General features: G+C 71.6%; 18 protein-coding genes and 1 pseudogene. 5 read left to right on the top strand and 14 right to left on the bottom strand.

Annotated elements, in window-relative coordinates; all coding sequences use genetic code 11:
• Positions 1-64 precede the first annotated feature (64 nt).
• Positions 65-2,188, bottom strand: coding sequence for a DNA gyrase/topoisomerase IV subunit B (locus LN251_RS23215; RefSeq protein WP_458246060.1), 2,124 nt, complete (start codon positions 2,186-2,188; stop codon positions 65-67).
• 444 nt (positions 2,189-2,632) lie between these two features.
• Here LN251_RS23215 and LN251_RS23210 point away from each other — a divergent pair, with 444 nt between their 5' ends.
• Positions 2,633-2,863: a DUF7455 domain-containing protein gene (locus LN251_RS23210; RefSeq protein ID WP_458246059.1), complete on the top strand. Its 231-nt coding sequence runs from the start codon at positions 2,633-2,635 to the stop codon at positions 2,861-2,863.
• Between the two features lie 116 nt (positions 2,864-2,979).
• Here the strand turns inward: LN251_RS23210 and LN251_RS23205 are convergent, their stop codons facing one another.
• From LN251_RS23205 to LN251_RS23175, 7 genes and pseudogenes are all read right to left on the bottom strand, one after another.
• Entirely contained in the window at positions 2,980-3,843 is an 864-nt protein-coding gene (locus LN251_RS23205) for a serine protease (protein ID WP_458246058.1), read from the bottom strand.
• Positions 3,844-3,975: 132 nt separating this feature from the next.
• The gene (locus LN251_RS23200; protein ID WP_458246057.1) at positions 3,976-5,511 is read right to left on the bottom strand and encodes an RNA polymerase sigma factor; all 1,536 of its coding nucleotides are present in this window, start codon (positions 5,509-5,511) and stop codon (positions 3,976-3,978) included.
• A gap of 430 nt (positions 5,512-5,941) precedes the next feature.
• Entirely contained in the window at positions 5,942-6,829 is an 888-nt protein-coding gene (locus LN251_RS23195; protein WP_458246056.1) for a FadR/GntR family transcriptional regulator, read from the bottom strand.
• Between the two features lie 162 nt (positions 6,830-6,991).
• Positions 6,992-8,947 (bottom strand): ATP-binding cassette domain-containing protein, encoded by a 1,956-nt coding sequence (locus LN251_RS23190; RefSeq protein ID WP_458246055.1) that lies wholly within the window; start codon positions 8,945-8,947, stop codon positions 6,992-6,994.
• 160 nt (positions 8,948-9,107) lie between these two features.
• A complete protein-coding gene (locus LN251_RS23185) occupies positions 9,108-9,866 on the bottom strand; it encodes an NUDIX hydrolase (protein WP_030939512.1) in 759 nt (252 codons plus the stop codon).
• Positions 9,867-10,005: 139 nt separating this feature from the next.
• Positions 10,006-11,875 (bottom strand): annotated as a pseudogene (locus LN251_RS23180) (glycogen debranching N-terminal domain-containing protein).
• Positions 11,876-12,816: 941 nt separating this feature from the next.
• On the bottom strand, positions 12,817-14,514 hold the full coding sequence (locus tag LN251_RS23175) for a DUF4192 family protein (RefSeq protein WP_458246054.1): 1,698 nt from the start codon (positions 14,512-14,514) through the stop codon (positions 12,817-12,819).
• Between the two features lie 206 nt (positions 14,515-14,720).
• On the opposite strand from LN251_RS23175, the gene LN251_RS23170 reads away from it, so the two are divergent.
• Positions 14,721-16,886: a RecQ family ATP-dependent DNA helicase gene (locus LN251_RS23170; protein WP_458246053.1), complete on the top strand. Its 2,166-nt coding sequence runs from the start codon at positions 14,721-14,723 to the stop codon at positions 16,884-16,886.
• 310 nt (positions 16,887-17,196) lie between these two features.
• Complete coding sequence (locus tag LN251_RS23165; protein WP_458246052.1) at positions 17,197-17,832, top strand: hypothetical protein; 636 nt, start codon at positions 17,197-17,199, stop codon at positions 17,830-17,832.
• Positions 17,833-18,529: 697 nt separating this feature from the next.
• On the opposite strand, the gene LN251_RS23160 is transcribed toward LN251_RS23165, so the two are convergent.
• The 3 genes from LN251_RS23160 to LN251_RS23150 all read right to left on the bottom strand — a co-directional run bounded on the left by LN251_RS23160 (position 18,530) and on the right by LN251_RS23150 (position 20,636).
• A complete protein-coding gene (locus LN251_RS23160; RefSeq protein WP_383675668.1) occupies positions 18,530-19,162 on the bottom strand; it encodes a hypothetical protein in 633 nt (210 codons plus the stop codon).
• A gap of 68 nt (positions 19,163-19,230) precedes the next feature.
• Positions 19,231-19,932, bottom strand: a complete 702-nt coding sequence (locus tag LN251_RS23155; protein WP_458246051.1) for a ribonuclease HII — start codon at positions 19,930-19,932, stop codon at positions 19,231-19,233.
• A gap of 80 nt (positions 19,933-20,012) precedes the next feature.
• Positions 20,013-20,636, bottom strand: a complete 624-nt coding sequence (locus tag LN251_RS23150; protein WP_458246781.1) for a TetR/AcrR family transcriptional regulator — start codon at positions 20,634-20,636, stop codon at positions 20,013-20,015.
• Between the two features lie 188 nt (positions 20,637-20,824).
• On the opposite strand from LN251_RS23150, the gene LN251_RS23145 reads away from it, so the two are divergent.
• Positions 20,825-22,372 (top strand): MFS transporter, encoded by a 1,548-nt coding sequence (locus tag LN251_RS23145; RefSeq protein ID WP_458246050.1) that lies wholly within the window; start codon positions 20,825-20,827, stop codon positions 22,370-22,372.
• Between the two features lie 319 nt (positions 22,373-22,691).
• Here LN251_RS23145 and LN251_RS23140 read toward each other — a convergent pair whose 3' ends face one another.
• The 3 genes from LN251_RS23140 to LN251_RS23130 all read right to left on the bottom strand — a co-directional run bounded on the left by LN251_RS23140 (position 22,692) and on the right by LN251_RS23130 (position 24,995).
• Complete coding sequence (locus LN251_RS23140; RefSeq protein ID WP_458246049.1) at positions 22,692-23,609, bottom strand: ADP-ribosylglycohydrolase family protein; 918 nt, start codon at positions 23,607-23,609, stop codon at positions 22,692-22,694.
• Between the two features lie 12 nt (positions 23,610-23,621).
• On the bottom strand, positions 23,622-24,281 hold the full coding sequence (locus LN251_RS23135) for a histidine phosphatase family protein (RefSeq protein ID WP_458246048.1): 660 nt from the start codon (positions 24,279-24,281) through the stop codon (positions 23,622-23,624).
• A 108-nt stretch (positions 24,282-24,389) separates the two neighbouring features.
• Complete coding sequence (locus LN251_RS23130; protein WP_249838064.1) at positions 24,390-24,995, bottom strand: YdbC family protein; 606 nt, start codon at positions 24,993-24,995, stop codon at positions 24,390-24,392.
• Positions 24,996-25,153: 158 nt separating this feature from the next.
• Between LN251_RS23130 and LN251_RS23125 the strand changes: the two genes are divergently transcribed.
• The gene (locus LN251_RS23125) at positions 25,154-25,687 is read left to right on the top strand and encodes a TerD family protein (protein ID WP_458246047.1); all 534 of its coding nucleotides are present in this window, start codon (positions 25,154-25,156) and stop codon (positions 25,685-25,687) included.
• Positions 25,688-25,692 lie beyond the last annotated feature (5 nt).

The following is a 25,692-nucleotide window of genomic DNA, read 5'->3' as shown; positions in this document are numbered from 1 at the left end:
CACCACCCGAAACCGGGCGTAGGCAGGGACAGGGGGAAGGGCCAGGGGCCAGGGGCAGGTGTGCCTACGCGTCGATGCGCGAGCGGTCCAGCGTCGCCGCGGAGCTGGAGATGAACTCCTTGCGCGGCGCCACGTCGTTGCCCATCAGCAGGTCGAAGACCGTCTCGGCCGCGTCCAGGTCGGAGAGGTTGATCCGGCGCAGGGTGCGGTGGCGGGGGTCCATGGTCGTCTCGGCCAGCTGGTCGGCGTCCATCTCACCGAGGCCCTTGTAGCGCTGGATGGAGTCCTTGTACCGGACGCCCTTGCTCTCGAATTCGAGCAGCTTGTCGCGAAGCTCCCGGTCCGAGTAGGTGTAGACGTACTTGTCCTGGCCCTTCTTCGGCTGGACCAGCTCGATGCGGTGCAGCGGCGGCACCGCGGCGAACACCCGGCCCGCCTCGACCATGGGCCGCATGTAGCGGTGGAAGAGGGTCAGGAGCAGCGTGCGGATGTGCGAGCCGTCGACGTCGGCGTCGGTCATCATGATGATCTTGCCGTAACGGGCCGCGTCGATGTCGAAGGTACGACCGGAGCCGGCCCCTATGACCTGGATGATCGCGCCGCACTCGGCGTTCTTGAGCATGTCGGTCACGGACGACTTCTGGACGTTCAGGATCTTGCCGCGGATCGGCAGCAGCGCCTGGAACTCGGAGTTGCGGGCGAGCTTGGCGGTGCCGAGCGCGGAGTCGCCCTCGACGATGAAGAGCTCGCTGCGGTCCACGTCGTCGCTGCGGCAGTCGGCGAGCTTCGCCGGCAGCGAGGAGGACTCCAGGGCCGTCTTGCGGCGCTGGGCGTCCTTGTGCTGGCGGGCGGCGATGCGCGTACGGGCGGCGGCGACGGCCTTCTCCATGACGACACGGGCCTGGGCCGCGGCGTCACGCTTCGTGGAGGTCAGGAACGCCTTGAGTTCCTTGTTGATCACGTTGTTCACGATCCGGCGGGCCGCCGAGGTGCCGAGGACCTCCTTGGTCTGGCCCTCGAACTGCGGTTCGGCGAGCCGCACCGTGACGACGGCGGTCAGCCCTTCCAGGGCGTCGTCCTTGACGATGTCGTCCTCGGCCACGCGCAGCAGCTTCTTGGCGCGCAGGACCTCGTTGAGGGTGCTGGTGACGGCCGTCTCGAAGCCCGCGACATGGGTGCCGCCCTTGGGGGTGGCGATGATGTTCACGAACGACTTCAGGGTCGTGTCGTAGCCCGTGCCCCAGCGCATGGCGACGTCGACGTCGAGCTCGCGGGTGACCTGGGTGGGGGTCATCTGGCCGTGCTCGTCCAGGACCGGGACCGTCTCCCTGAAGGTGCCCTGGCCGGAGAGGCGGAGGACGTCGCAGACCGGCTTGTCGCTCGCCAGGTACTCGCAGAACTCGCTGATGCCGCCGTCGAAACGGAAGGACTCCTCGCCCTTGCTGCCGCCCTCGCCGAGACCCAACTCGTCACGGACGACGATGGTCAGGCCGGGCACCAGGAACGCCGTCTGGCGGGCCCGCTGGTGGAGGTTGTCCAGGGAGAGCTTGGCGTCCTTGAGGAAGATCTGACGGTCGGCCCAATACCGCACGCGCGTGCCGCTGCGGGTCTTGGGGATCTTTTTGGCCTTGCGCAGGCCGCTGGCGGCCTCGAACTTGGCGTCCGGACCGTTGCCCGCGAAGGCGCCGGGCACACCGCGGCGGAAGCTGATCGCGTGCGTGTGGCCGCCGCGGTCGACCTCGACGTCCAGGCGGGCCGACAGCGCGTTGACCACGGAGGCGCCCACGCCGTGCAGACCGCCGGAGGCGGCGTACGAGCCGCCGCCGAACTTGCCGCCGGCGTGCAGCTTGGTCATGACGACCTCGACGCCGGACAGGCCCGTCTTGGGCTCGACGTCGACCGGGATGCCCCGGCCGTTGTCCCGGACCTCCACCGAGCCGTCGTCGTGGAGGATCACCTCGATGTGGTCGCAGTAGCCCCCGAGGGCCTCGTCGACGGAGTTGTCGATGATCTCCCACAGGCAGTGCATCAGACCGCGGCTGTCGGTGGATCCGATGTACATACCGGGACGCTTGCGCACGGCCTCGAGCCCCTCGAGGACGAGCAGGTGCCGCGCGGTGTAGTTGGAACCGTCCCGCTCTGCTCCTGCCAGCAGCGCTGTGGACGACACGGACGTTTCGGCGGTCACGCGGTTCGCTCCTCGCTGAATTTCAGATGGGGCCCTTTTGGGTAAGGGCGCGGCCTTGGTTGCCGTCAAGAGGGTACCGATGCCTGGTAGAGCCGTTGTAACGCCACCCTCGTGGGGAATCACAGCCTAGTCCAGGGTCGCATGCATGTTCGATCCCTCGATGGGGTGAAGTACACATCACGTTCCCTTGGAGGCATGAACCATTTAGGCTCCGGGCACGTCCTCATGAACAAACCGGCAAGCCAGCCGGGAGGACTGACGTTGACAGCCAGAGCGAACCCGTAAGACACACAGACACGTAATACGGCACATTCGCCGCCAACCGGCAACAGACGGCCGGCCTCGAAAGATTTTTTTCGAGGAAAAGCCCCGGGCGGGAACAGTTCGGGGCTGGTTGGATGTTGACCCTGGTACGACAGCTCGTCGAGCTAGAGAAGAGGCGACGTGACTACTGTTCTGACCCCCGCGAGCCCGCTGACGGCCGCCGATCGCTGCGACCGTTGCGGCGCGCAGGCCTACGTACGCGTTGTCCTGCTCAGCGGCGGAGAGCTGCTCTTCTGCGCCCACCACGGTCGCAAGTTCGAGCCGGAACTCAAGAAGATCGCCGCCGAGATACAGGACGAGACGGAGCGGCTGACCTCCGTTCAGGCGTCCGCAGTCGACGAAGAGCGCTGACACTTCGCGTTGACGACGAGCCGACATCCGGCACAGGCCGGCAGACGGGCGGCGCGGCCCCTGATTTCAGGGGCCGCGCCGCCCGCGCTTGTGCGGGAGCCCCCGCAAGCGCTCCGTCAGCGGCTCTCCACGGCTCTTGGGGCGCCGCTCGCTCCCGGGGTCGCCCCCAGGGCCCGTACGACCTCGGACACGCGCGTGTAGACGCCCGGGCTGCCCGCCCGGCCGCAGCCGCTGCCCCAGGACACGAGCCCGATCAGCTTCCCCTGGGCCACCAGAGGGCCGCCGCTGTCTCCCTGGCAGGCGTCCCGGCCGCCCTGGGGCTCTCCGGCGCACAGCATGCTCCCGGCGACGTAGGTGCCCTCGGGGCGGCCCGGGTAGGCCTTCTCGCACTGTGCGTCGGGCAGTACGCGTACGCGTGCGGCGTGCAGAGTGCGCGCGTAGTCACCGCCTCCCGTGACGTCGCCCCAGCCGTAGACCACGGCGTCCGTGTCGGGCCGGTACGCCGGATCGCCGGCCGCCGCCATGGCGATGACCGTGCTTCCGGGCAGCGGCTCGGCGAGGGTGAGCAGGGCGAAGTCCCCCGCGTTCGTGGAGCTGTCGTAGCCCGGATTGACCTGTATGTCGCGAACCGCGATCTCCCGCCCCCGCTCCGCGAGCAGGTCCGTACGGCCCGTGATGACCTTCAGGTCCCGTGCGCGGTTCGGTGGCGTCCCCAGGACCTCTTCGCCCATGCAGTGCGCCGCGGTGAGCACGGTCGTGGGTGCGATCGCCACGCCCCCGCAGAACTGTCCCGCGCGCGTACCGCCGAACCGGTCACGGCTGGACAGTGCCACCGTCCACGGGCTCTGGGAGATGTCGACCGGGAAGCCGCCCACGACGACGTCGGCGGGCGCGGGAGCGGCGGACAGCAGCGGTATTGCGGTCGCGGCAGCCGCCAGGACCAGCGGCCGGGTCAGCGCCCGGACAGACGGACGACGCATACACGTACCTCACTCTCGGTTGCCTTGGGAGACCCAGAGTGATCGAGCGCGTGGCGCGCCGCACCCGCGCGCCGACGCGACAAGGCCCGGTTCCGGGTGAGGAACCGGGCCTGGGTGTCGTACGGCCGCGACCTAGTCGAGGTAGTCGCGCAGCACCTGGGAGCGCGACGGGTGACGCAGCTTCGACATGGTCTTGGACTCGATCTGGCGGATGCGCTCGCGCGTGACGCCGTAGACCTTGCCGATCTCGTCGAGGGTCTTCGGCTGACCGTCGGTGAGACCGAACCGCATGGAGACGACGCCCGCCTCGCGCTCGGAGAGGGTGTCGAGGACAGAGTGCAGCTGCTCCTGCAGGAGCGTGAAGCTGACCGCGTCGGCCGGGACGACGGCCTCGGAGTCCTCGATGAGGTCACCGAACTCGCTGTCGCCGTCCTCGCCCAGCGGGGTGTGCAGAGAGATGGGCTCGCGGCCGTACTTCTGGACCTCGATGACCTTCTCCGGGGTCATGTCGAGTTCCTTGGCCAGCTCCTCCGGGGTGGGCTCGCGGCCCAGGTCCTGGAGCATCTGGCGCTGCACACGCGCGAGCTTGTTGATGACCTCGACCATGTGCACCGGGATACGGATGGTGCGGGCCTGGTCGGCCATGGCGCGGGTGATCGCCTGACGGATCCACCAGGTGGCGTACGTGGAGAACTTGTAGCCCTTGGTGTAGTCGAACTTCTCGACCGCGCGGATCAGACCGAGGTTGCCCTCCTGGATGAGGTCCAGGAAGAGCATGCCGCGGCCGGTGTAGCGCTTGGCCAGGGAGACCACCAGACGGAGGTTGGCCTCCAGGAGGTGGTTCTTGGCGCGGCGGCCGTCCTCGGCGATGATCTCCAGCTCGCGCTTGAGCTTGGGCGCCAGCTTGTCGGCGTTGGACAGCTTGTCCTCGGCGAACAGACCCGCCTCGATGCGCTTGGCGAGCTCGACCTCCTGCTCGGCGTTGAGCAGGGGGACCTTGCCGATCTGCTTGAGGTAGTCCTTGACCGGGTCGGCGGTGGCACCGGCGGCGGCGACCTGCTGGGCAGGCGCGTCGTCCTCGTCCTCATCGGACAGCACGAAGCCCGCGCTCTCGGTGCCCTCGGGCTCGTCGCCGGCCTTCGGGGTCTCCTCGAGAACCTCTTCCTCGAGGACCTCGGCGTCGTCCTTCTTGGCGCTGGTCTTCTTGGCCGCCGTCTTCTTGGCGACCGTCTTCTTCGCGGCCGCCGTGGCCTTCTTGGCGGGCGCCTTCTTGGCCGCGGCGGCGGTCGGGGCGTCCTCCTCGACCGGCGTGTCGGCGGCGGGCGCCGTCGCGGGGGCGGTGGCGGTGGCCTTCTTGGTGGTCACCGTCTTCGCCGCGACCGTCTTGGTGGCGGTGCGCTTGGCCGGACTCTTCGCTGCGACGCTCTTTCGGGTGCGCTTGGGCTCTGCGGCACTGACCATCAGCGTCACACCCTCTTCCTCGAGGATCTGGTTGAGGCTGCGCAGTACGTTCTTCCACTGAGTGGCCGGAATCTGGTCAGCTTCGAAGGCCCGACGCACATCGTCGCCGGCGATCTGCCCCTCGGCCTTTCCCCGCTCGATGAGAGCCATGACAGAGACGGACTCGGCGATCTCCGGCGGGAGCGTACGGGATGTGCTGGCCGACACGAACAACCTCTCGGAACGTTGGAAAACGGCTTCCGGCCCCGTCCAGGACGGACAGGAGCCGACCGCCGGCTTGGGGGATTGGGCCGACGGCGCGGGCGGGGGCCGGGGAGCTGCACAGCGCCGTGAACGGCGTCCGTATTCCCTCCTCGGCTGTCACCTCTTAGGTCATCGCGCTGTTCCCACGAGCGTTACGCCCAATCTGCGTGGCCCGAGTCACACCCCGTAACTGCTCAAAAACGGTCAGACAAGGGCAGAGACGGCCACCCATGCCTACTACCCGGGGTCGTGCCCTGAAACACACGCCCCGTCGCACCGTCGGACCCCGCGGGATACCGCAGATCCCGCGGGGTCCGACGGGAGACGGTTCGCCGACCGGGCGACGCCCCGGGAGGGAGAGGCTTTCCGGGCCGTGCCGTCCGCGGGTCGGCGCTCAGTGTTCACGCGGTGCGGGAACCACTCGCTCCACCTCGGGGTGGACGGTGAGCAGTTGACGCATGGCCGTCTCGGCCGCCGTGCCGTCGCCGGCGGCAAGCGCGTCGGCGATCCTGCCGTGGTGCGCCAAGGACACGTCGTTCGGCCGGTCACAGCCCGTGACGGGGGCGCCGGAGACCTGGAGGGCGGCCGACACGATCCCGGAGAGGTGCTCCAGCATGCGGTTGCCCGCGAGCTGGATGAGCAGCGAGTGGAACTCGGCGTCGGCACGGGAGAACGTCAGGGCGTCGCCCTGCCCCATGGCGTGCCCCATGATCTCGACCATGTCCGAGAGCCGCTGCTGGACGTCCTCGCGTCCGTGCCCGGCGGCCAGGCGCGCGGCCAGCGGCTCGATGGTCCAGCGCAGCTCGCTCAGCTCGCGCCGCTGGTCGTCGCGCTGCGGCCCGAAGGCCCGCCACTCGATGATGTCCGGGTCGAGGAGATTCCAGTCACTGACCGGGCGCACCCGGGTGCCGACGTTCGGGCGGGCACTGACCAGTCCCTTGGCCTCCAGGACGCGGAGCGACTCGCGGACGACGGTGCGCGAGACCTCGAAACGCTGGCCGATCTCCTCGGGCACGAGCGGGCGGTCGGCACCCAGGTCGCCGGAGACGATCATTTGGCCGAGCTGCTGGACGAGTTGGCCGTGCAGCCCGCGCCCGCGGCTGCCCGCGGCACGCCGGCCCACGCGGCCGAGCTCCTGGTCCGCGCTCTCCCATACGGAAGCTCCGACGCGGTCGGCCAGCGAGGCCTCCGCGTAGGGGTAGCGGTCGAGTTCGCCCGGGCCGGCGAGACCGGAGTCTGCGGAGCGGGCGGCGGTCATCATGGTGTGCGCAAGGGTACTCACGGATCCTTTGTCGGCCTCGCCCTCAACTGCCTTGAGGTCTTTGGTGAAAAGCACACGAAAGGGTGATCGCTCACCCCGTCGCAATTGACGCCTTATCGGAAAGAAATGGGCTTTCCCTGGGGAGTTGTGCGCAGGGTGGGGCGAAAGCGTGCGAGACGGTCGTCATCGGACCTTGCTGCGCAGGGTCGTGAGCAGATAGGCGCAGAGCAGCGCGGTCAGCGACAACGTCAGCGCACCACCCACGGGTTGGACGAGTACCCGCGCCAGCACGGTCAGATAGCGCTCTCCGCCGAAGGGCCACTGCAGCCAGAGCGTCTCGCGCAGCCGCAGCGGAAACCCGGCCGCGGTCCGCACGGACGATCCCGCCCAGGCTTTTTGTACGAGAGGTACGACGACGACCGGTACGGCGACAACGGCCGCGAGCCCCGCCGTGGTGGACCGGAAGATGCCCGCCGCCAGTACCCCGGCCCAGGCGCAGCCCACGAGAAGGCCGATCCAACTCGTGCTCAGCGACGGCCAGTCCGCGGGAACCCGTGTGAGCTCCCGTCCGTATACGAGGTAGAGCACTTCGGCATCGCAGCCGACCGTGAGGAAGGCCAGAGTCAGCGCGGTGACGGCGGCGACCAGGAGTTTCGCGGTGAGCAGCCCCAGCCGGCGGGGCACGGTGCCGCGGTCCGCCGCCAGTGCGGGGTGGCGGAACTCGTCGCCGAAAGCCAGCGCGCCCAGCAGGCCGGCGCCGAGCGCGGCGGGCGGCAGCGGCAGCTCCCGGGGCCAGGCGGCCAGCAGGCGCGCCTGCGGCGTGTGCCCGATCCGGGCGAGCAGTACGGCGGTGACGGCGGACACGACGAGCACGGCGGCCGCGGTGAGCAACCCGGTGCCGATGCCGGTGGCGCGACGGAGCTCGTAGCGCAGGGGGCGGAGGGGGCTGGGGGCGGATCGGACGGAGATGGGGGGCGGGAGGGGGGTGAGGGCAAGGCTCCGGGGGTCGGCGGTACGCGGCCTCGGCGCGGGGTCGGCGTCGGCAGCCGAGTCGGTCCGCGCCGAGAGGTCCACTGCGGCTGCCGTTTCCTGAACTCGGTCGGGCGCGGCCGGGTCGTGCGGTGCGGTTGCGAGCTGACCGGTGACGGGGCGCGGAGCGGCCTTGTCGGTCCCGTTCCCGGGCCTGTCGTCGCCGCGTTGCGCGCGCGACCGCCCCGGCGCGTCCGCGGCATCCGGCTCCTTGGAGGTGGACGCCCCCGCTCCGGGGCCCATGTCACCGACCTCGTCGGCGAGTTGGTGGACGAGGATGCCGTGGCGGAACGCCGTCTCGCCGATGTCGGCGCAGGTACTGCCGTACACGGAAAGGCGGTTGCCGCTCTCGCGGACGACCTCGACGGAGCGCCGGGCGGAGCGGGCCTCCTTGGCCAGGAGGGCGGCGAGGCGCGGAGCGTGCGGGCTGCGGACGGCGACCCGGGGGCGCAGCCGCGTGCGGGCGAACTCGGTGACGTCCTGGTCGGCGACGATTCTGCCGCGCTCCAGGGTGACGACCCGGTCTGCGTTGCGGGCGGCTTCCTTGGGGTCGGACAGGGTGAGCAGGACAGTGCCGCCCTGGGCCGCGTGGGCGCGGAGCGTGCCGTGCAGCCAGCGGGCCTCGCGGGCGGAGAGGTCGGCGGTCGGGTCGTCGAGCACGAGCGTGTGCGGGTCGGCGAGGAGGGCGCAGGCCAGGCCGAGGCGGCGGTCCATGCCCCGGGAGAGGGTGCCGAGGCGCTCGTCGCGCAGGCTGACGAGGCCGACCGTCTCGAGGACTTCGTCGGCACGGCGGACCGGAACGCCCGCGGCCGCGCACAGCATGCGCAGATGACCGCGGACGGTGCGGGCCGGGTGGCCCGGTACGTCGCCGAGCAGCACACCGACCTCACGCGACGGGTGGGCGATGCGGTGCAGTGGGCGGCCCCTGAAGTAGGTGAAGCCACGGCCCTGTTGGAGTTCGAGCATCAGTCTGAGCACCGTCGTCCGGCCCGATCCCGGCGCGCCGAGAAGTGCGGTGACGTGGCCCGCGCACGCCTCGAAGGAGACGTCGTCGACGGCGGGCGGAAGGTCCTTGCGGGGGTTGCTGGTCAGTCCGAAGGCCTGGATCACCCGCAGCAAGATAGCGCGCTATGTCCGTTTTTCCGGGCAGCGCGCGCGGCGACCCCACCAGCCGCGATCGGTCCGCTCGGAACCGTGTTCGCCGCTCGCTCCTCAGCCCGGTACCACGACGGCCGCCCTGCAGGATGAACCTGCCGTCGGCGGGCCGGTCTCACACTTCGGGGCGCAGCATCGGCGGGTTGAGCAAGGTGGCACCGCCTGCCCGGAACAGCTGCGCCGGGCGGCCGCCCTGCCGCGTGGTGGTGCCGCCGGTGGGGACGAGGAAGCCCGGGGTTCCCGTCACCTTGCGGTGGAAGTTGCGCGGGTCGAGGGCCACGCCCCACACCGCCTCGTAGACCCTGCGCAGCTCGCCGACGGTGAACTCGGTGGGGCAGAACGCCGTGGCGAGGGACGAGTACTCGATCTTGGAGCGGGCGCGTTCCACCCCGTCGGAGAGAATCTGGGCGTGGTCGAAGGCGAGGGGTGCCACCGGTTCGCCGTCGCGGCCGTACCCGCCCTGCTGCAGCAGCTCCTCGACCGGCGCCCAGCGGGCGTTGCTGGCGTCGCCGCCGGCGCGGGGTGCCGGCAGGTCGGGGGCCAGGGCGAGATGAGCGACGCTGACCACCCGCATCCGGGGATCGCGCTTGGGGTCGCCGTAGGTCGCGAGCTGCTCGAGGTGGGCGCCGTTGTCCTGGGCGGGGACCGCGGGATCGTGGGCGCGCAGCCCGGTCTCCTCGGCCAACTCGCGTGCTGCCGCCTGCGCCAGGTCCTCGTCCGCCCTCACAAACCCTCCGGGCAGTGCCCAGCGCCCCTGAAAGGGTGGTTCGCCCCTGCGCACCGCCAGCGCGCACAAGGCGTGGCGGCGCACGGTGAGCACGACCAGGTCCACGGTGACGGCGAAGGGCGGAAAGGCTGACGGGTCGTAGGGCATGCGGCGATCATAGTCGTCTGCCTGACGATAAACACTCCCTTCGTCGGCCGCTTCGGTGACTGATCCACTTCGTTCCGGTATGCGTCTCACCGTCCGCTGCGGGCCGTGGCGCGGTGGCGCGATGACGTGTTCTTCGAGGTCATACCCCCAGTTGCAGTCCGTCGGCGGCTTCCTCGACCATCGCGAGGCCGAGCCGGCTGACCCTCACGGAGAAGGGGGCGCCGGTGATCCGCAGTCCTGTCAGGACGATCTCGCCGAGGGGCGCGCTGCGCACGGGCCGCAGCGTGACGGTGCCGGCGGGCGCGTCGGGGCGGATGCCCGCCAGCGTGGACAGCAGGAACACCCCGGCCGCGGCCGCGGTGGCCGCCGGGCGGCAGGCCGCAGGGTGCGGCACGGGGGCACTGTCCTCGGTGCGCCCCACCCCCGCGTACATCTCGGGCAGGCGGTGGCCGAAGGTCTCGGCCGCCGCGAGGACGCCCCGCAGCAGGGCGTTCGCCTCCTTCTCGTAGCCGGCGGCGGCGAGGCCGGCGACCGCCACCGCCGTGTCGTGGATCCGTACGGCGCCGCTCCGGTGGCCGAACGGGTTGTACCCGGCCTCCTTCGCGCCCAGTGCGCGCAGCCCCCAGCCCGAGTCCATGGCCGGGCCGCCCAGCAACCGGGCGAGCTGTTCAGTCTGCACCCGGTCCAGGAGACCGACGGCCAACTCGCCTCCGCCAAGCAGGCCCGGTGTCGAGGAGATGGGCGGCGCCCGACCCCAGGTAGGCCATCGGGGCTCCGTCGGAGGCACGGGCCGCCACCGGCCGGCCTCCACCCAGGTCGTCGAACCAGAACTCCTCCCGGAACGCCGTCCGTAGCTCCCGCGCCCACTGCCGCAGTCCGGCGCCGCCCGGTCTTGCGCAGGCGTCGAGCAGATCGGCACCGAGCAGGGCCGCACGATGGGCGTGGGCCTGCGTCTCGCAGCGGACGGGACCGCCGGGGTGGGGATCGCGCAGGTAGGTGCCGTCGCCGACGGTGTTCAGCAGCCAGGCCAGACAGCGCTCGGCCGCCGGCAGCAGTTCCGTGGTGTCCCGCTCGGGGAGACCCCAGCGGCGGGCCTCGGCCAGCAGTGCGGGGAAGAACAGCGTGGCTTCGGTACCCGTGCAGCCCGGGGGCAGATGCGGCCCGGCGTCTCTGCGCGGCCCGGGAATCATGCCCGACTGCGCTCCGGGACCGGGGAGTTGGGTGCGGGCAAGGGTACGCAGGGTGCCCGCTGCGAGCCGGGTGCCGAGGGACAGTGTCATCCTGGCCGAGGCCAGTGCCTCGGCGGGGGCGAGACCGCAGCGCCACGGGGCTCCGGCCGCGAGATACGTGTCGGAGGGATGCGCCGGATCGCGCAACAGCAGGGCCCGCAGATCCTCGATGCTCGTCCGCATGAACCGGCCGACCCTGGGGTCGTCGCCCGACGCGCTCGCCACAGCGAGCGGGCTTGTCGCCGCATATCCCGCGGCCCGGAGAGGTCCCGCCCCGTCGGGCCGCACCCGCAGCTCCACGCTTGTGCTGCCGCCCGGCGGCAGCTCGAACTCCCAGCACAGCAGCCCCGCGGAGGCCAGCGCGTCCGCGGGCGGCGGATCCGCGGTGACCGACGAGGTACCGGTGGGGCAGGACCAGCGCAGGCCCGAGTCGTGGACGGTGGCAGGCAGCTCGGGGCCTCCGATGCCGGACGCGATGGCGCCCAGGTCGGCCAGGTCCGTACCGAGGGCGACCTCCAGCGGGACGCGCAGGGGACGCGGAGCCGCGCTGTGCAGGGTGATCCGCTCCGTCCCGTCAGCTTGCCGGACGCGCTCGACGACGACGTCCGGGTCGGGACCGGAGTGCGGGGAGACCCGCAGCGTGCCCACGAAGAGGGCCCGGTCGGCCGCGGTCATCCGGGCCTGGACGGCGAGTGGTTCACGACCGGCCACACGGACCTGGCAACGGGAGAGCAGCCGCCGACCCGCACGGTAGAACCCGTCCAGACCCTCGCCGTTCAGCTGCCCCTGCGCCGTGGAGATGGCGAGGCCCGGCAGAGCGACGCAGACGAGCGCGGCATGGGTGGACGGCAGCTCGCCCGAGCGGCGGGGTGGTGGAGTCGCCGGTGCGGGGGCGCCTCGGTGCGCGGGGAGAGTCGCCGGTGGTGCTGAGGCAAGCGTGCGTCGGGGACGGCCGGTCGGGGGTGGCGGGTTCCGTTCCAGTCTTGAGGGTGCTCGTGCGGGGTGGCCTTGGCCCGGCGGGAGGGCGCTGGTGAGGCCGGAGGGCGGGAGCCGGTCGTGTCCTGTCGGCGCTCCCCCGGGGCGGTCCTGACCTGGCGGGAGGTCACTGGTGAGGCCGGAGGGCAGGGGCCGGTCCTGCCCTGACGGCGGCGGGGAGTGCAGGGTCTGTCCGGCGGAGGGTGAGGAGCGGCGGTCCTGTCCAGTGGATGGCGGGGCGGGCAGATTCTGTCCGGCCGAGGGTGACGAGCGCCGGTCCTGTCGAGCGGACGGCGCGGTGGGCTGGTCGTGTCGGGCATAGGGCGAGGCGTGCAGGTCCTCGCTCGTGAGCCGGGGCTCGTGCGGCCTGGGATGGTTCGAGGGCCTCGGCTGGTCGGCTGCGGTCCGGAGGACGGGCTCGGGCCCGCCGATGCGGGGACGATCGTCGGCAGTGGATGGGGGCGGCTGGTGCATACGGTGGCTTCTTCTGCGCTCTGTGCCCCTCGGCCTTGTGCGGCGCCGGGTCGGGGCTCCGGACGGACGTGGGGCATGCGGCGGCGCGCCCCTTCCGGGCGCTCCGCCACTCAGGTGAACGGGGCGGGACTCCTCCGGGTCACGGCCGCGTCGGGGCGACCCGGCCGAATGGCGGTGGCCGCGCGAGGCTCCGGCGCCTCCCCGGTGCCGGTTGTATTTTCGTGCGCAGCTGCCCTCGCATCGGCAACTCGCGCTGCGCGCCCGGCTGTTGCTCATGCCTCTGCCCCGCTGTCCCCATCCGCGGGGTGCGCGCTCCCCGGGCGGTCGTCGCACCCGCGTGCGGTCCCCCTTCCGGATGCACGCGGACGGGTGCCGCCGGTCCGTGCCGTGCCGGGGTGAGCACTGTCGGACGGCGCTGTGCGGGGGTGAGTGACGCCGGTCGGCGCTGTGCGGGGACGGGTGACGCCGGACGGCGCTGTGCGGGGGCGGGTGACGCCGGTCGGGGCCTTGCCGGTCCGGGTGTCGTCCGTGGCAGGCGTCCTGGGGCGTGGAACGGTCGTCCCGCTGCCCCGAGCGGCCGCCCTCGCCGAGCGCGGCCGGTTCACCGCCGTACGGCTGGACCGGGAGCGGCGCCGCGGAGAGGAGGCGTCCTCCTGGCCCCGAGCCGGTCCGGTGGTCTCGGACACCGGCTCTTCCGGGTCGTCGCCGTGCCCGTGCGGAGCGGTTTCACGGTCCCGGCGTTCCGCTCGCAGGCAGCGGCGGACCGACTCCGGGTCGAGTCCCTCGTTGCACGCCTGGTGCAGAAGGCGGGCGAAGAGATAGCCGGGGTCCGCGCCCAGGGCCATGGCGAGGGCTTCGCGGGCTTCCAGGTCGTCGCCGGTGGACCATGCGACCCAGCCGGCGAGGGTCAGCGGCGCGGCGGCGTGTTCGCCGTAGGGGCCGACGCAGCGGCGGGCCAGAGCTCGCCAGAGCCGTAGGGCGGGGGCGGCCTCCTCCCCCTCCATCCATTCGGCGGCACGGTCGCGGGTGGCGCGATCCTGCAGGCCGAGGATCAGCGCCGCGGCCTCGTCGTGGTCGAGCAGCCCGTCGTCGCGGAGGTCAGAGGTGAGCGCGCCGGTGACCGGTGGTGCCGCGGCCAGGCGGTGCATGATCCGCTCGGCCAGCCCGAGCGTCTCCTCGGCCACCGCGGCGCGGTCGGCGACGTCCAGGATCCTGGGCACCAGGCTCGTGCTCGCCGTGTCGAGTGCGATCTCCTGCGTCAGGGCGGCCCCTGTCTCCCAGGGCTGGAGCCTCGCGCGCAGTTCGCGCAGCGTGCCCCGGACCTGCAGGCCCGCGTAGGTGGCCGCGGCGGCGAGCACAGAGGTGCCGGGCAGGCCCATCGGCCGGCCCTCGCGCGGACAGCAGCCCTCGTCGACACAGCAGTAGGACCAGAAGCGACCGTCGGAGATGCACAGGGCCTCGATCACCGGCACGTCGAGCTGCCCGCATTCGACCCGCAGCTTCTGGGCCAGCGGGCGCAGCCGCTCCATGACCTGGCGGCCCGACTCGCCCTTCGCCGGTTCTTGGCACAGGTAGGCGACCATCTGTTCGGGGCGGGCTCCTCGGCGCTCGCTTCCCGTCACCAGTCCGTGCGCCAACTGCCGTGCGGCGGACGCCCAGTCGTCGACGCTGGTGGGAATGCCGAGCCGGGCGCGACCGCCGAACCGGCCCCGGCCCTCCCTGTCGTGCAGGGCGACCAGGACGATGCTGTCCTCGGGGCGGTAGCCGAGGAGGTACGGCAACGCGTCGGCCAGTTCCGCCGGGGTGCGCAGAGTGACCTGGTGCTCGGCGCCGTGGCTGTCGTAGGCGGTCGGTCCGATGTGCGTTTCTGGCGGCAGGGGCACACTTTGGGTGTCGTGCGGGGGGTGGTCCTCGTGTCCGGTCGCCTTGTCATTCTCGGATGATCCGGTGGTTTCGCCGTGGTTCGTCATGCGCAGACGATCTCGCGGATCACGAGGCTCCGCTTGGACCTGTGGATAAGTCCGACCAGGGACACGTCAACCCCGCTCCAGAAACCATCAACTCCACTGTCTGAACAACGAGTTGGCATCCCGCAGACAGTCATACCGGCCCTTCTCCACACAGCCCCGCACCCGCTCGCCCCCGCTTGTCAGTCCCGTCCTGTTTGATGGGACGCATGGAGCACACGAGCAACGCGGAACTCCGGGCCGCCGCCGACGCGGTCCTCGCCCGCCTGGTGGGGGACGCCGGTGGTACGGCCAGGCTGCGCGAGGATCAGTGGCGGGCGATCGAGGCGCTGGTCGCCGAGAAGCGCCGGGCGCTCGTCGTGCAGCGCACGGGGTGGGGCAAGTCGGCCGTCTATTTCGTGGCCACGTCGCTGCTGCGGGCCCAGGGCAGCGGTCCGACGGTGATCGTCTCCCCGCTGCTCGCGCTGATGCGCAACCAGGTCGAGGCCGCGGCCCGGGCGGGCATCCACGCCCGGACGATCAACTCCGCCAACACGGAGGAGTGGGGCACCGTCGAGGAGGAGATCGCCGCGGGCGAGGTCGACGTCCTGCTCGTGAGCCCGGAGCGGCTGAACAACCCGGACTTCCGGGACCAGGTGCTGCCCAAGCTGGCCGCCGCCACCGGACTGCTCGTGGTGGACGAGGCGCACTGCATCTCCGACTGGGGGCACGACTTCCGCCCCGACTACCGCCGACTGCGCACCATGCTCAGCGATCTCCCACCCGGCGTCCCCGTACTGGCGACGACCGCCACGGCCAACGCCCGGGTGACCGCCGACGTGGCGGAACAGCTCGGTACGGGCGGCACGTCGGACGCCCTGGTGCTGCGCGGTCCACTCGACCGGGAGAGCCTGAGCCTGAGCGTGCTGCGGCTGCCGGACGCAGCGCACCGGATGGCCTGGCTGGCCGACCACCTCGACGACCTGCCGGGCTCCGGGATCATCTACACGCTCACCGTGGCCGCCGCCGAGGAGGTCACCGCGTTCCTGCGGCACCGCGGGCACCCGGTGGCCTCGTACACTGGCAAGACGGAGAACGCGGACCGGCAGCAGGCCGAGGAGGACCTGCTGGCCAACAGGGTGAAGGCCCTCGTGGCCACGTCCGCGCTCGGCATGGGCTTCGACAAACCGGACCTCGGCTTCGTGGTCCATCTCGGTTCGCCCTCCTCCCCGATCGCCTACTACCAGCAGGTGGGGCGCGCCGGACGCGGGGTCGAGCACGCCGAGGTGCTTCTGCTTCCCGGGCAGGAGGACGAGGCGATCTGGGAGTACTTCGCCTCGCTCGCCTTCCCGCCGGAAGATCTCGTACGCCGCACCCTGGACGTCCTCGCGCAGGCGGACCGCCCGCTGTCCCTGCCGGCTCTGGAGCCCTTGGTGGAGCTGCGCCGTTCGCGGCTGGAGAGCATGCTCAAGGTGCTCGACGTCGACGGGGCGGTCAGGCGGGTCAAGGGCGGCTGGACCGCCACCGGACAGCCCTGGACGTACGAGGCGGAGCGGTACGCCTGGGTCGCGCGGCAGCGCAAGGCCGAGCAGCAGGCGATGCGCGAGTACGCGTCGACGACGGACTGCCGGATGGAGTTCCTGCAGCGTCAGCTGGACGACGAGGGCGCCAAGCCCTGCGGACGCTGTGACAACTGCGCGGGCGCGCGATTCACCGCGGACACGTCCACGACGGCGGTGGACGCGGCGCGCGCCGACCTCGGTAGGGCGGGCGTCGAGGTGGAGCCGCGCCGGATGTGGCCGACGGGGCTGCCCGCGATCGGCGTCGATCTCAAGGGACGCATCCCGGCCGGCGAACAGGCTGCCACCGGGCGGGCGTTGGGCCGTCTGTCGGACATCGGCTGGGGCAACCGCCTGCGCCCCATGTTCACGCCCCAGGCTGTGGACGAACCGGTGGCGGACGACGTGGCGAAGGCCGTCGTGGGAGTGCTGGCCGACTGGGCCAAGGGACCCGGCGGCTGGGCGCCGGGCGTGGCGGACGCACAGCCCCGCCCGGTCGGTGTGGTCAGCGTCGCCTCACGCACCAGGCCCCGGCTGATCGGCTCCGTGGCCGCGCGTATCGCGGAGGTGGGCCGGCTGCCGCTGCTGGGCTCGGTGGAGTACACGGACGACGCGCCCCGGCTCTCCCGCAGCAACAGTGCTCAGCGCCTCAAGGCCCTGGCCGGCGCGTTGACCGTGCCGCCCGCCCTGGCCGCCGCCCTCGCGGAGGCCGGCGGTCCGGTCCTCCTCGTCGACGACTACACCGAGACGGGCTGGACGCTCGCGGTCGCGGCGCGCGCGCTTCGCCGGGCCGGTGCGCAGGGGGTGCTGCCCCTGGTGCTGGCGGTGCAGGGGTGACCCGACAGGCACCGCGCATCGTGACGTACACCCTTCGCCCTCACTGCCTGTGCCCGAACGACGCACGAACGCGAGGTGAACGGTCGCCCCATGCGTCGCGGCCGTCAGCACGGGGTAGGGATATAAACCACGTACCGTCATCTTCCGGTCAGTGGCCCCAATTGCTCGTTGCCGCATCCAAGTTCGACAGGAAGAATTGAACTCCGCTCCCCGCACGGCTCGTCCGTGGTCCGGTAGGGCTCTGCTGCGGTGCGCGCTCCCCCGAATCCGACCTCGCCCGCAGTGTGGGCGCGTAGCCGAAGGGAGGACCGTGACCTTCGGATTCGCTCCGTCCTCCGCGGCGTCCACGTCGACGTCTGCCGACCTGTCCGCCGCATCCGCCAACCCTCTCGTCCGCATGCTCGAACCGGCCGAGTGGGCCGCCGCGGGCATCCCACTGCTGCGCAATCCCCGAGAGGTCGTCAGCGGACTGCACTCCCGGCATCGCCCCGGGCCGGCGACGGCGATCGTGGCCGTCCTCGACCAGGACGAACGGCTGTGCGCCAGCGCCTCGTTCACCCGTCGCCCGGCCCCGGCCGACGGCTGGGTGTTCCGCAACGCGCTGCTCGCCCAACTCCGCAGGGTCATCCCGCACGACCTGCGCCGCCGCACACCGGTGCGCACCGCCGTGCTGCTGTACTGCCGTGACGGCGACGCGCGTTGGACCGAGGAGGACGGCGCGTGGATGTGGGGCCTGCGTGACGCGTGCACACTGCACGGGCTGCGTTGCGGGGCGTACATCACGCTGACCCGGGACGGCTGGCAGGTGCTCGGGGAGGGCCGTGGCGGACGCCGCCCGAACGCCGATTCGACACCGGAGCCCTTCGGGTTGTCCGAGGCGCCACCTCCGCTGCCGCGCACCGGCGGCGTCGCCTCGGAGGTCCTGCGCCGCGCGGCGGCTCGCTGAAGCACGGGCCGGCCGGCCGCACCATCGGCCGGCCGGCTGTCAGCCGGCCCGCTCGGCGCGCTCGGCCACAGCACCGGCCAGCATGCTCGGCCCGCCGACACGCCGCCCTCTCCCTACGCTCCGACGGCGTCCGGACCCTCCGGGCGCCCCGGCGACAAGGACCCGTCCAGCCGTCCTACGAGCCCTGCCAACGCCGGGTCTCGGAGCACGACTTGACGGCGCGCCGTCTGTTCGGACGCCCTGACCGCGCCCGACGCAAGAACGCCCATCCGGCCGCAGCACCGAGGCACGCCAGGGCAGAAGCAGGCGCGGAACAGCCCACGCAGGCAACCACGGAAAGCGGCCGGCGCGACAACGGACGACGGCCCGCGCACCCGCGCACCCGCGCACCCGCGCACCCGCGCACCCGCGCACCCGCGCACCCGCGCACCCGCGCACCCGCGCACCCGCAAGCAATACCGCGGAGCACACGCTCACGCACCCACGCGCCCCCGAGCCCCGCGGCAGCAGCCCTCAAGCACGCACAGCAACAGCCCTCAAGCACCAACTGGACAAGCCCACAGGCATCCCGACCCCGCACCCGCCCACGCGCGCGCCGAAGCGCCCACCGTGCCGGTGCCGCCGTGGCGGCACAACCGTCGCTCGGGACGGCGTTGCCGACGCCCTCGGGACGGACCCGTGCGGGGCCCGAGCGGACTCAGACGCCCGCGCCGAGCACCGAGTTGATCTGCTGCGGGTCCCCGCAGACGATCAGCAGGGCACCTGCCCGGCCATGGGCCAGCGGCAGCGCCGTCGCGGCGGTCGAGGCGTCTCCGCCGTTGACGGCGACCACGACGACCGGGCGGGCGGCGGCACGGGAAGCGACGGCGGCGTCCGCATAGAAGACGTCGTCGCCAGCGTCGTGCTGGGCCCAGTAGGAGGCTTCACCGAAGGACAGTTCGTGGGCGGCCCACGGGTGCTGTTCGCCGGTGGTGATGACAAGGACGTCGCCGGGCGTCCGCCCCGAGTCCAGCAGCAGGTCCACGGCCTCTTCGGCGGCGTCGAGGGCGCCTTCGGGCGAGGCCGGGATCAGCTGGATCTGCGGGGACGCCGGAGCCGCGGCGGGGGCAGCCGGGGCCGAGGGCCCGGGCTTGGCCGCGGTCACGTCACGCGACGTACGCTGCGCCGGCGCGGTGGGCCGGAGCGGACCGGGGCGACCGGGCCGTGGCGGAGCCACGGGACGGGGACCGGGTACGGGACGAGGGGTCGGCGCGGTACGGCCACTGGCCGAAGTGGCGCGGGGACCCTGGGCACTCTCGTGAATCTGAGGCTCCTCGGGAATGAGAGGCATGAGCTGATGTTTATCAAACGTTGGTACGGCTCGCGTCGGCGGGTGGCACATGAGTGCGAGCGGAATCGTCAGAAGTCGAAGCCGAGCTGACCCTCGATCTCCGGAACGCTTCCGTCCGCCCAACTGCGGACCTTCTTGAGATGCCGCCACTGGGGCAGCGCATCAAGATACGCCCACGACAACCGGTGATACGGGGTGGGGCCCCGCACCTCCAGTGCGGCCTTGTGCACGGGCGACGGATACCCGGCGTTGTCCGCAAAACCGAAGTCTGCATGGTCGATACCCAGTTCGGCCATCATTTTGTCGCGCTGAACCTTGGCGATCACCGAGGCCGCCGCCACGGCGACGCACGACCGGTCGCCCTTGATCACCGTGCGGACCTTCCAGGGCACGCCCAGGTAGTCGTGCTTGCCGTCGAGGATCACCGCGTCCGGGCGGACCGGCAGAGCCTCCAGGGCACGCACCGCCGCCAGCCGCAGGGCTGCCGTCATCCCCCTGGCGTCGATCTCCTCGTGCGAGGCGTGACCGAGCGCGTAGGACGTCACCCACGTCCGCAGCTCCTCGGCGAGCGCGGTGCGCCGCTTCACGGTGAGGAGCTTGGAGTCGGTGAGGCCTTCGGGGGGTCGGCGCAGTCCGGTGACCGCCGCGCAGACGGTGACGGGGCCGGCCCACGCGCCGCGCCCCACCTCGTCGACACCGGCAATGATCTTCGCTCCGGTCGTTGCGCGAAGGGAGCGCTCGACGGTGTGAGTGGGTGGTTCGTACGGCATGGCGCCCTTAGCGTACGCCTCGCGGATCACCGGCGACACCCCGGCTCCCCGAGCCGCCTCCCGATCACCGCCCGCCCCGCTCAGCCGCTGTTGGGCCGGAGCAGCGGAAGCATCAACTGGTCGACCATCTCCTCGAGATCGTGGTCGCTCCATTCACTTCCGCGCATCTTGGAGCGGTACATCATCATGGCCGGGATGGCGTCGAAGACGTAACCGTTGGCCGCGTCGGAGCGCACCTCGTTCCGCGCTATGCCACGCGTGACGACCTCGCGGAGCAGCTTCAGCGTGGGCTCCACGATGCCGTCGAAGATCACGGTGTGGAACCGCTCCGCCTGAACTGGGTTGCACTCGTGAACCACGGAGCGGACGGCGTACCCGGGGCGCGAGAACATCGCGTCGCGCGCCTGGCGGCACAACTGGAGCAGATCCTCGCGCACGCTGCCCAGATCGGGCACCTCTTCGATACGCGGCAGGGCCGCCTGCAGGGCGTCCGCGACGAGGTCCTCCTTGGAGGGCCAACGGCGGTAGACCGCGGCCTTGCCGGTCTGGGCGCCGGCGGCGACGCCCTCCATGGTCAGGCCGTTCCAGCCGACCGTGCCGAGCTGATCCAGCGCGGCATCGAGGATGGCGCGTTCCAGCACGGCGCCGCGCCGACGGGGGGAGGCCGCCTGAGCGGGGGCGGCCGTCCAGCGCGAGGTAACCATCTGATCTGTCTCCAGCGAGCGGGTGAGCGGGGACGTACGGGACGGGGGATGCGTCATGCGACGACAGCGGGGGACGTGCCGCGCGACACACGATTTAAGTGAACGCTTGCGTTCACTATCGGGGACTCACTACCTTTGACGCGACAGTGAACGCGGGCGTTCACTAACGCTTCCGTGGGGGACCCATAGTGACAACCTCTCAGTTGATCAAAGATCAGAAGCCAGGTGCGGCTCGCCGGGGCGGCCGTCCCGGCGTCGCGCTCGCGGTCATCGCGGCCTGCCAACTCATGGTGGTACTCGACGCGACGATTGTGAACATCGCGCTCCCGCACATTCAAGACGCGCTCCAGTTCAGCACGACCGACCTCACCTGGGTCGTCAGCGCCTACACGCTCACCTTCGGCGGTCTGCTGCTCCTGGGCGGCCGGGCCGGCGACATCCTCGGCCGCCGCCGGGTCTTCATGACCGGCATCCTGCTGTTCACCCTCGCCTCGCTGCTCGGCGGCCTCGCCCAGGAGCCCTGGCAGCTGCTCGCCGCACGGGTCCTGCAAGGCATGGGAGGCGCGATCGCCTCGCCCACCGCGCTGGCGCTCATCACCACCACGTTTCCCGAGGGGCCCGAGCGCAACCGGGCGTTCGGCGTCTTCGCGGCGGTCTCCGCGGGCGGCGGCGCCATCGGCCTGCTCGCGGGCGGCATGCTCACCGAGTGGCTCGACTGGCGCTGGGTGTTCTTCGTCAACGTGCCGATCGGTCTGGTGATCATCCTTCTCGCACCGGTCTACATCAACGAGTCCGAACGCCACTCCGGCCGCTTCGACATCGCCGGTGCCGTGACCTCGACGGCGGGCATGGCCTCGCTCGTCTACGGCTTCATCCGCGCGGCGGACGACGGCTGGCGGGACAGCCTCACCATCGGGTCGTTCGCGGCCGCCGTGGTCCTGCTGGCGGCCTTCGCGCTGATCGAGTCCCGGGCGAGGGAGCCGATCACCCCGCTGCGGATGTTCGCCGACCGCAACCGCTCGGGCACGTACGTGATCATGCTGAGCCTGGCCGCGGCGATGTTCGGCATGTTCTTCTACATCGTGCTCTTCGTGCAGAACGTGCTGGGGTACAGCCCGATCCAGGCCGGCCTCGCCTTCCTGCCGGTGACGGTCGTGATCGCGCTCGGCGCGGGTCTGTCCCAGCGCTTCCTGCCCAGGTTCGGCCCCAAGCCGTTCATGCTCACCGGCTCCGCGCTCGCGGTGATCGGCCTGACCTGGCAGACCATGATCAGCTCCGACAGCTCCTACGCCGGCGGGGTGCTCGGTCCGATGCTGGTCTTCGGCTTCGGCATGGGCCTGAACTTCGTGACGCTGACGGTGACAGCCGTCTCCGGTGTCGCCCAGCACGAGGCGGGCGCGGCCTCCGGTCTGCTCAACGCCATGCAGCAGGTGGGCGGTTCGCTCGGGCTGTCCATCCTGACGACGGTGTTCGGCTCGGCCAGCAGGGACGAGGCGACGAAGCAGCTGCCGAAGTTCCTCGCGGACGGATCGCCGGAGCAGAAGGCAGAGTTCGCCAAGACGCACCAGCTGCCCGGTACGTGGGGGCACGAGGTGCTCGCCCAGGGCATCTCGGTGGGCTTCATCGCCGCGGCCGCCATGGCCGTGCTGGCGCTCGCGACCGCCTGGCTGGTGATCCGGGTGCGGAAAAGCGACCTGGAGGCCCTCGCCGGAACGGCGGGCCCGGGCATCGGCTGAGCCGAACCCGCCCGCACAGGGACGGCCGGACCGGGTCCAGGGGACCGACGGCGAGGACGCCGGTCCGGCCGTCCGCACACGTGCGGCGCCGCACGACACAGACACACGCACAGACACTGCCACTGCCACTGCCACTGCCACTGCCACTGCCACTGCCACTGCCACCACGAGAAGCATGGCCACTCACCCCCGGGACCCGCGTGTGCCACCCACCTGATCTCGCCCCGTCACCAGCGGGGCCGACACCGGCACAACGGACAGCCCGTCACGCAGAGTTCCCGACCAACACGGAGAGTTTTCAGCCTGCCGTGTCGGCCGCTCAGGCCGAGGCCGCTCGTGCCGCCGGTGTCCAGGCCGGCAGGGCCTCGGTCCGCGCCGTCCACTCCGCCGGAGGCAGCCCGGCCCTGGCCGAGGCGACCACGCCGCCCACGATCGCGCAGGTGGTGTCCACGTCGCCGCCGACCTGGGCGGTCGTCCAGAAGGCGCGCTCGTAGTCGCCGAGGGTCCGCGCGGCCGACCACAGCGCGAAGGGCACGGTGTCATGGGCCGTAGTACGCCGTCCGCAGCCCAGGACGGCCGCGACGGTGCCCGGATCGCCGTAGTCGAGCATGTCCCGGGCGCGCCGCAGGCCCGCGCCGACGGCGCTCTTGGGGACGAGGGCGACGACGCCGTCGAGGAGCGCCTCGGGGCTCGGCGGCCCGGCGGGCGCGGCGGCCAGCGCGGCGGCGGCCGCCACGGCCATGGCGCCGACGACGGCTTCGCGGTGCTGGTGCGTGGGGTAGGCGGAGATCTCCGCCTGGTGCGTCGCCTGCTCCGGGTCGTCCGCGTACCAGGCACCCAGTGGCGCGATGCGCATGGCCGCGCCGTTGCCCCAGGAGCCCTGGCCGTTGAAGAGCGCGGCGGCCAGTTCACGCCAGTCGCCGCCTTCGCGGACCAGGCGCAGCAGACGGTTCACGGCGGGGCCGTAACCCCGGTCGAAGTCGTGGTGGTGGGCGAAGGAGTGGGCGAGGGCGTCCTGGTCGATGCGGTCGTGGGCGGCGAGGACGGCGACCACGGAGCAGGCCATCTCCGTGTCGTCGGTCCACTGCCAGACGCCGGGCGGCAGCTCGCGGCGCTTGAGCAGCGGGTAGTTCGCCGGCACGAAGAACTGCGAGCCCAGGGCGTCTCCTACGGCCAGTCCGCGGAGGCTGGTCAGGGCGCGCTCCAGGCGCCCGGCGGAGGAGGAATCAGGGGTCATATGTGCGCCACTCTATCCGGTGATCCCGTACGGCTCCGGATCCCGCCAGCGTTCGAAGGGCCGGTCGAGCTGGTACCTGCCGTCGTCGCCGAGAACGAGCATCCGCATCTCCGCGTTCCCGGGGTTCGACAGCGACTCGAACTCCGCGACCGTCCAGTGGAACCAGCGCATGCAGAACAGCCGCATGGCGAGGCCGTGGGTCACCAGCAGCACGTTCGGCGGGTGGTCCGGGTCCTCGAAGCTGCGGAAGAGACTCTCCAGGAAGCCCCCGACGCGGTCGTAGACGTCGGCGCCGGACTCGCCCTGGGCGAAGCGGTAGAAGAAGTGGCCGTACGCGTCCCGGTAGGCCTTCTGGAGGCGTACGTCGTCGCAGTCCTGCCAGTTCCCCCAGTCCTGCTCGCGCAGCCGGGGCTCCTCGCGCACCCGGATGAGGTCGGGGTCGAGGTGGAAGGAGCGCAGGGTCTCGTGGGTGCGGCGGTACGGGGAGACGTACACGCTGACGCGCTCGCGGCCGAAGACCTCCCGCAGCCGTTTGCCGGTCTCCTCCGCCTGCTCCCGACCGCGCTCGGTGAGTGCGAGCGCGTGATCGGGTTCGCGCTCGTACACGGTGTCATCAACATTGCCCGTTGACTCGCCGTGCCGGACAAGGACGATGCGCCGTGGTCGTGCCATGCGGAAACCCTAGATCGAGTGACGGCCGATCGTTCACTCGTACGGGCTCCATACGGCGTAGGTCACACAGTTCCCGCGCCGCGAGCCGCGTCCGGACGTGCCCGCTTCTCACACCGTCCAGGTCGGTTCGAGCGCCACGATGTCCCCGCTGAGGGCCGCCACGTCCGCCTCGATCTGGGCCCGCAGGGCGAGCCGCTCGACGCGCTCGGCGCGGTACTTGCCGTGTTCCGCGGCCTGCCGCCACATCGAGAGCACCAGGAACTCGTGCCCGGGGGCCTCCCCGAACAGCCCGCGGATCATGCCCGGCGAACCGGCCATGGCGGGGTTCCAGACCTTCTCCTGCATCAGGGTGAAGTGCTCGGCACGCTCCTCGTGGACGCGGCACAGCGCCACGCGCACCAGGTCCGCGTCCGTGAAGCGCGGCTCGAAGCCGGTCTTCACGTCGAAGCGGTAGTCGAAAAGCTTGACCTGGGTGTCCTTGAACGTGCCGGACTGCGACGCGGCGAGCCGGTCGTGGGAACGCGCCATGAAGGAGTCGTAGAAGGAACGGCTCTCCCAGAAGGAGAAGATGTGCGCCACGCCCGGCCGCCCCCGGCTCCAGCCACCGCCCTGTCCCCGAAACCCCGGCTCCCCCAGAAGCCCCGCCCACTTTCGCTGCCCCCGCTCGAACCCGCGGCGGTCCACCACGGTGCAGCGAATCCACTTGACCAGCACCGCGCCATCGTAAGGCCAGGAGCGTGGCCTGGGTCACGCTCCGGCGGACTGCTCCGGGGCACGCCCGCCCGCTCGCGTGGCAGGATGGACAATCGGCCTTGTGCGCAAGGCAGTTCGGCCGGACTGGGTACACGCGGGAACGGGGAAGGGGAAACCTGGTGAACGCCCTCAACAAGGGGATCCGCAAGGTCGAGATCGCGATCAAGTGGGACCCGAGCCCGGCGGGGCAGCCGCCGACCGATCTGGACGTCGTCGCCGCCACCTACCCGTCGGGCGACCCGCACGGCGATCCCGCCTATGTGGTCCACTTCGACAGCCGTTCGCCCGACGGCACCATCTACCTCAACCGGGACAGCAGGGACGGCAAGGGTTTCGGCTGGGACGAGATCATGACGCTGGAGCTCGACCGGCTCAGCGAGCGGTACGCGCGCGTGGTGGTCGGCGTCGTCATCCAGCCGCAACCGGAGCAGCGGACCTTCGTCAGCGTGATCAACCCGGGCCTGCGTATCCGCGAGGGGTACACCGTCCTGGCCGAGGACGACTTCGGTGACGTACTGGGCGCGACGGCGGCGAGCGTGGCCGAGTTCGTCCGCGACGAGTCCGGCGCGTGGGACTTCCGTCCCGGAATCCACGGCCACGAGGACGACCCGGAGACCTTCACCCGGACCATGGGCCGCGCACACCAGCCCTGATCCGC

Source organism: Streptomyces sp. MAI_2237 (genome assembly GCF_054189285.1).
Note: the sequence above shows the minus strand (reverse complement) of the source record. Positions and strands in the feature narration are given on the sequence as shown.

Coding starts and splice junctions, on each gene's coding strand:
- LN251_RS23205 (WP_458246058.1), bottom strand. CDS start 3,843: ATGCGTCGTCCGTCTGTCCGGGCGCTGACCCGGCCGCTGGTCCTGGCG.
- LN251_RS23185 (WP_030939512.1), bottom strand. CDS start 9,866: ATGCCCTACGACCCGTCAGCCTTTCCGCCCTTCGCCGTCACCGTGGAC.
- LN251_RS23175 (WP_458246054.1), bottom strand. CDS start 14,514: ATGACGAACCACGGCGAAACCACCGGATCATCCGAGAATGACAAGGCG.
- LN251_RS23170 (WP_458246053.1), top strand. CDS start 14,721: ATGGAGCACACGAGCAACGCGGAACTCCGGGCCGCCGCCGACGCGGTC.
- LN251_RS23160 (WP_383675668.1), bottom strand. CDS start 19,162: ATGCCTCTCATTCCCGAGGAGCCTCAGATTCACGAGAGTGCCCAGGGT.
- LN251_RS23155 (WP_458246051.1), bottom strand. CDS start 19,932: ATGCCGTACGAACCACCCACTCACACCGTCGAGCGCTCCCTTCGCGCA.
- LN251_RS23150 (WP_458246781.1), bottom strand. CDS start 20,636: ATGGTTACCTCGCGCTGGACGGCCGCCCCCGCTCAGGCGGCCTCCCCC.
- LN251_RS23140 (WP_458246049.1), bottom strand. CDS start 23,609: ATGACCCCTGATTCCTCCTCCGCCGGGCGCCTGGAGCGCGCCCTGACC.
- LN251_RS23135 (WP_458246048.1), bottom strand. CDS start 24,281: ATGGCACGACCACGGCGCATCGTCCTTGTCCGGCACGGCGAGTCAACG.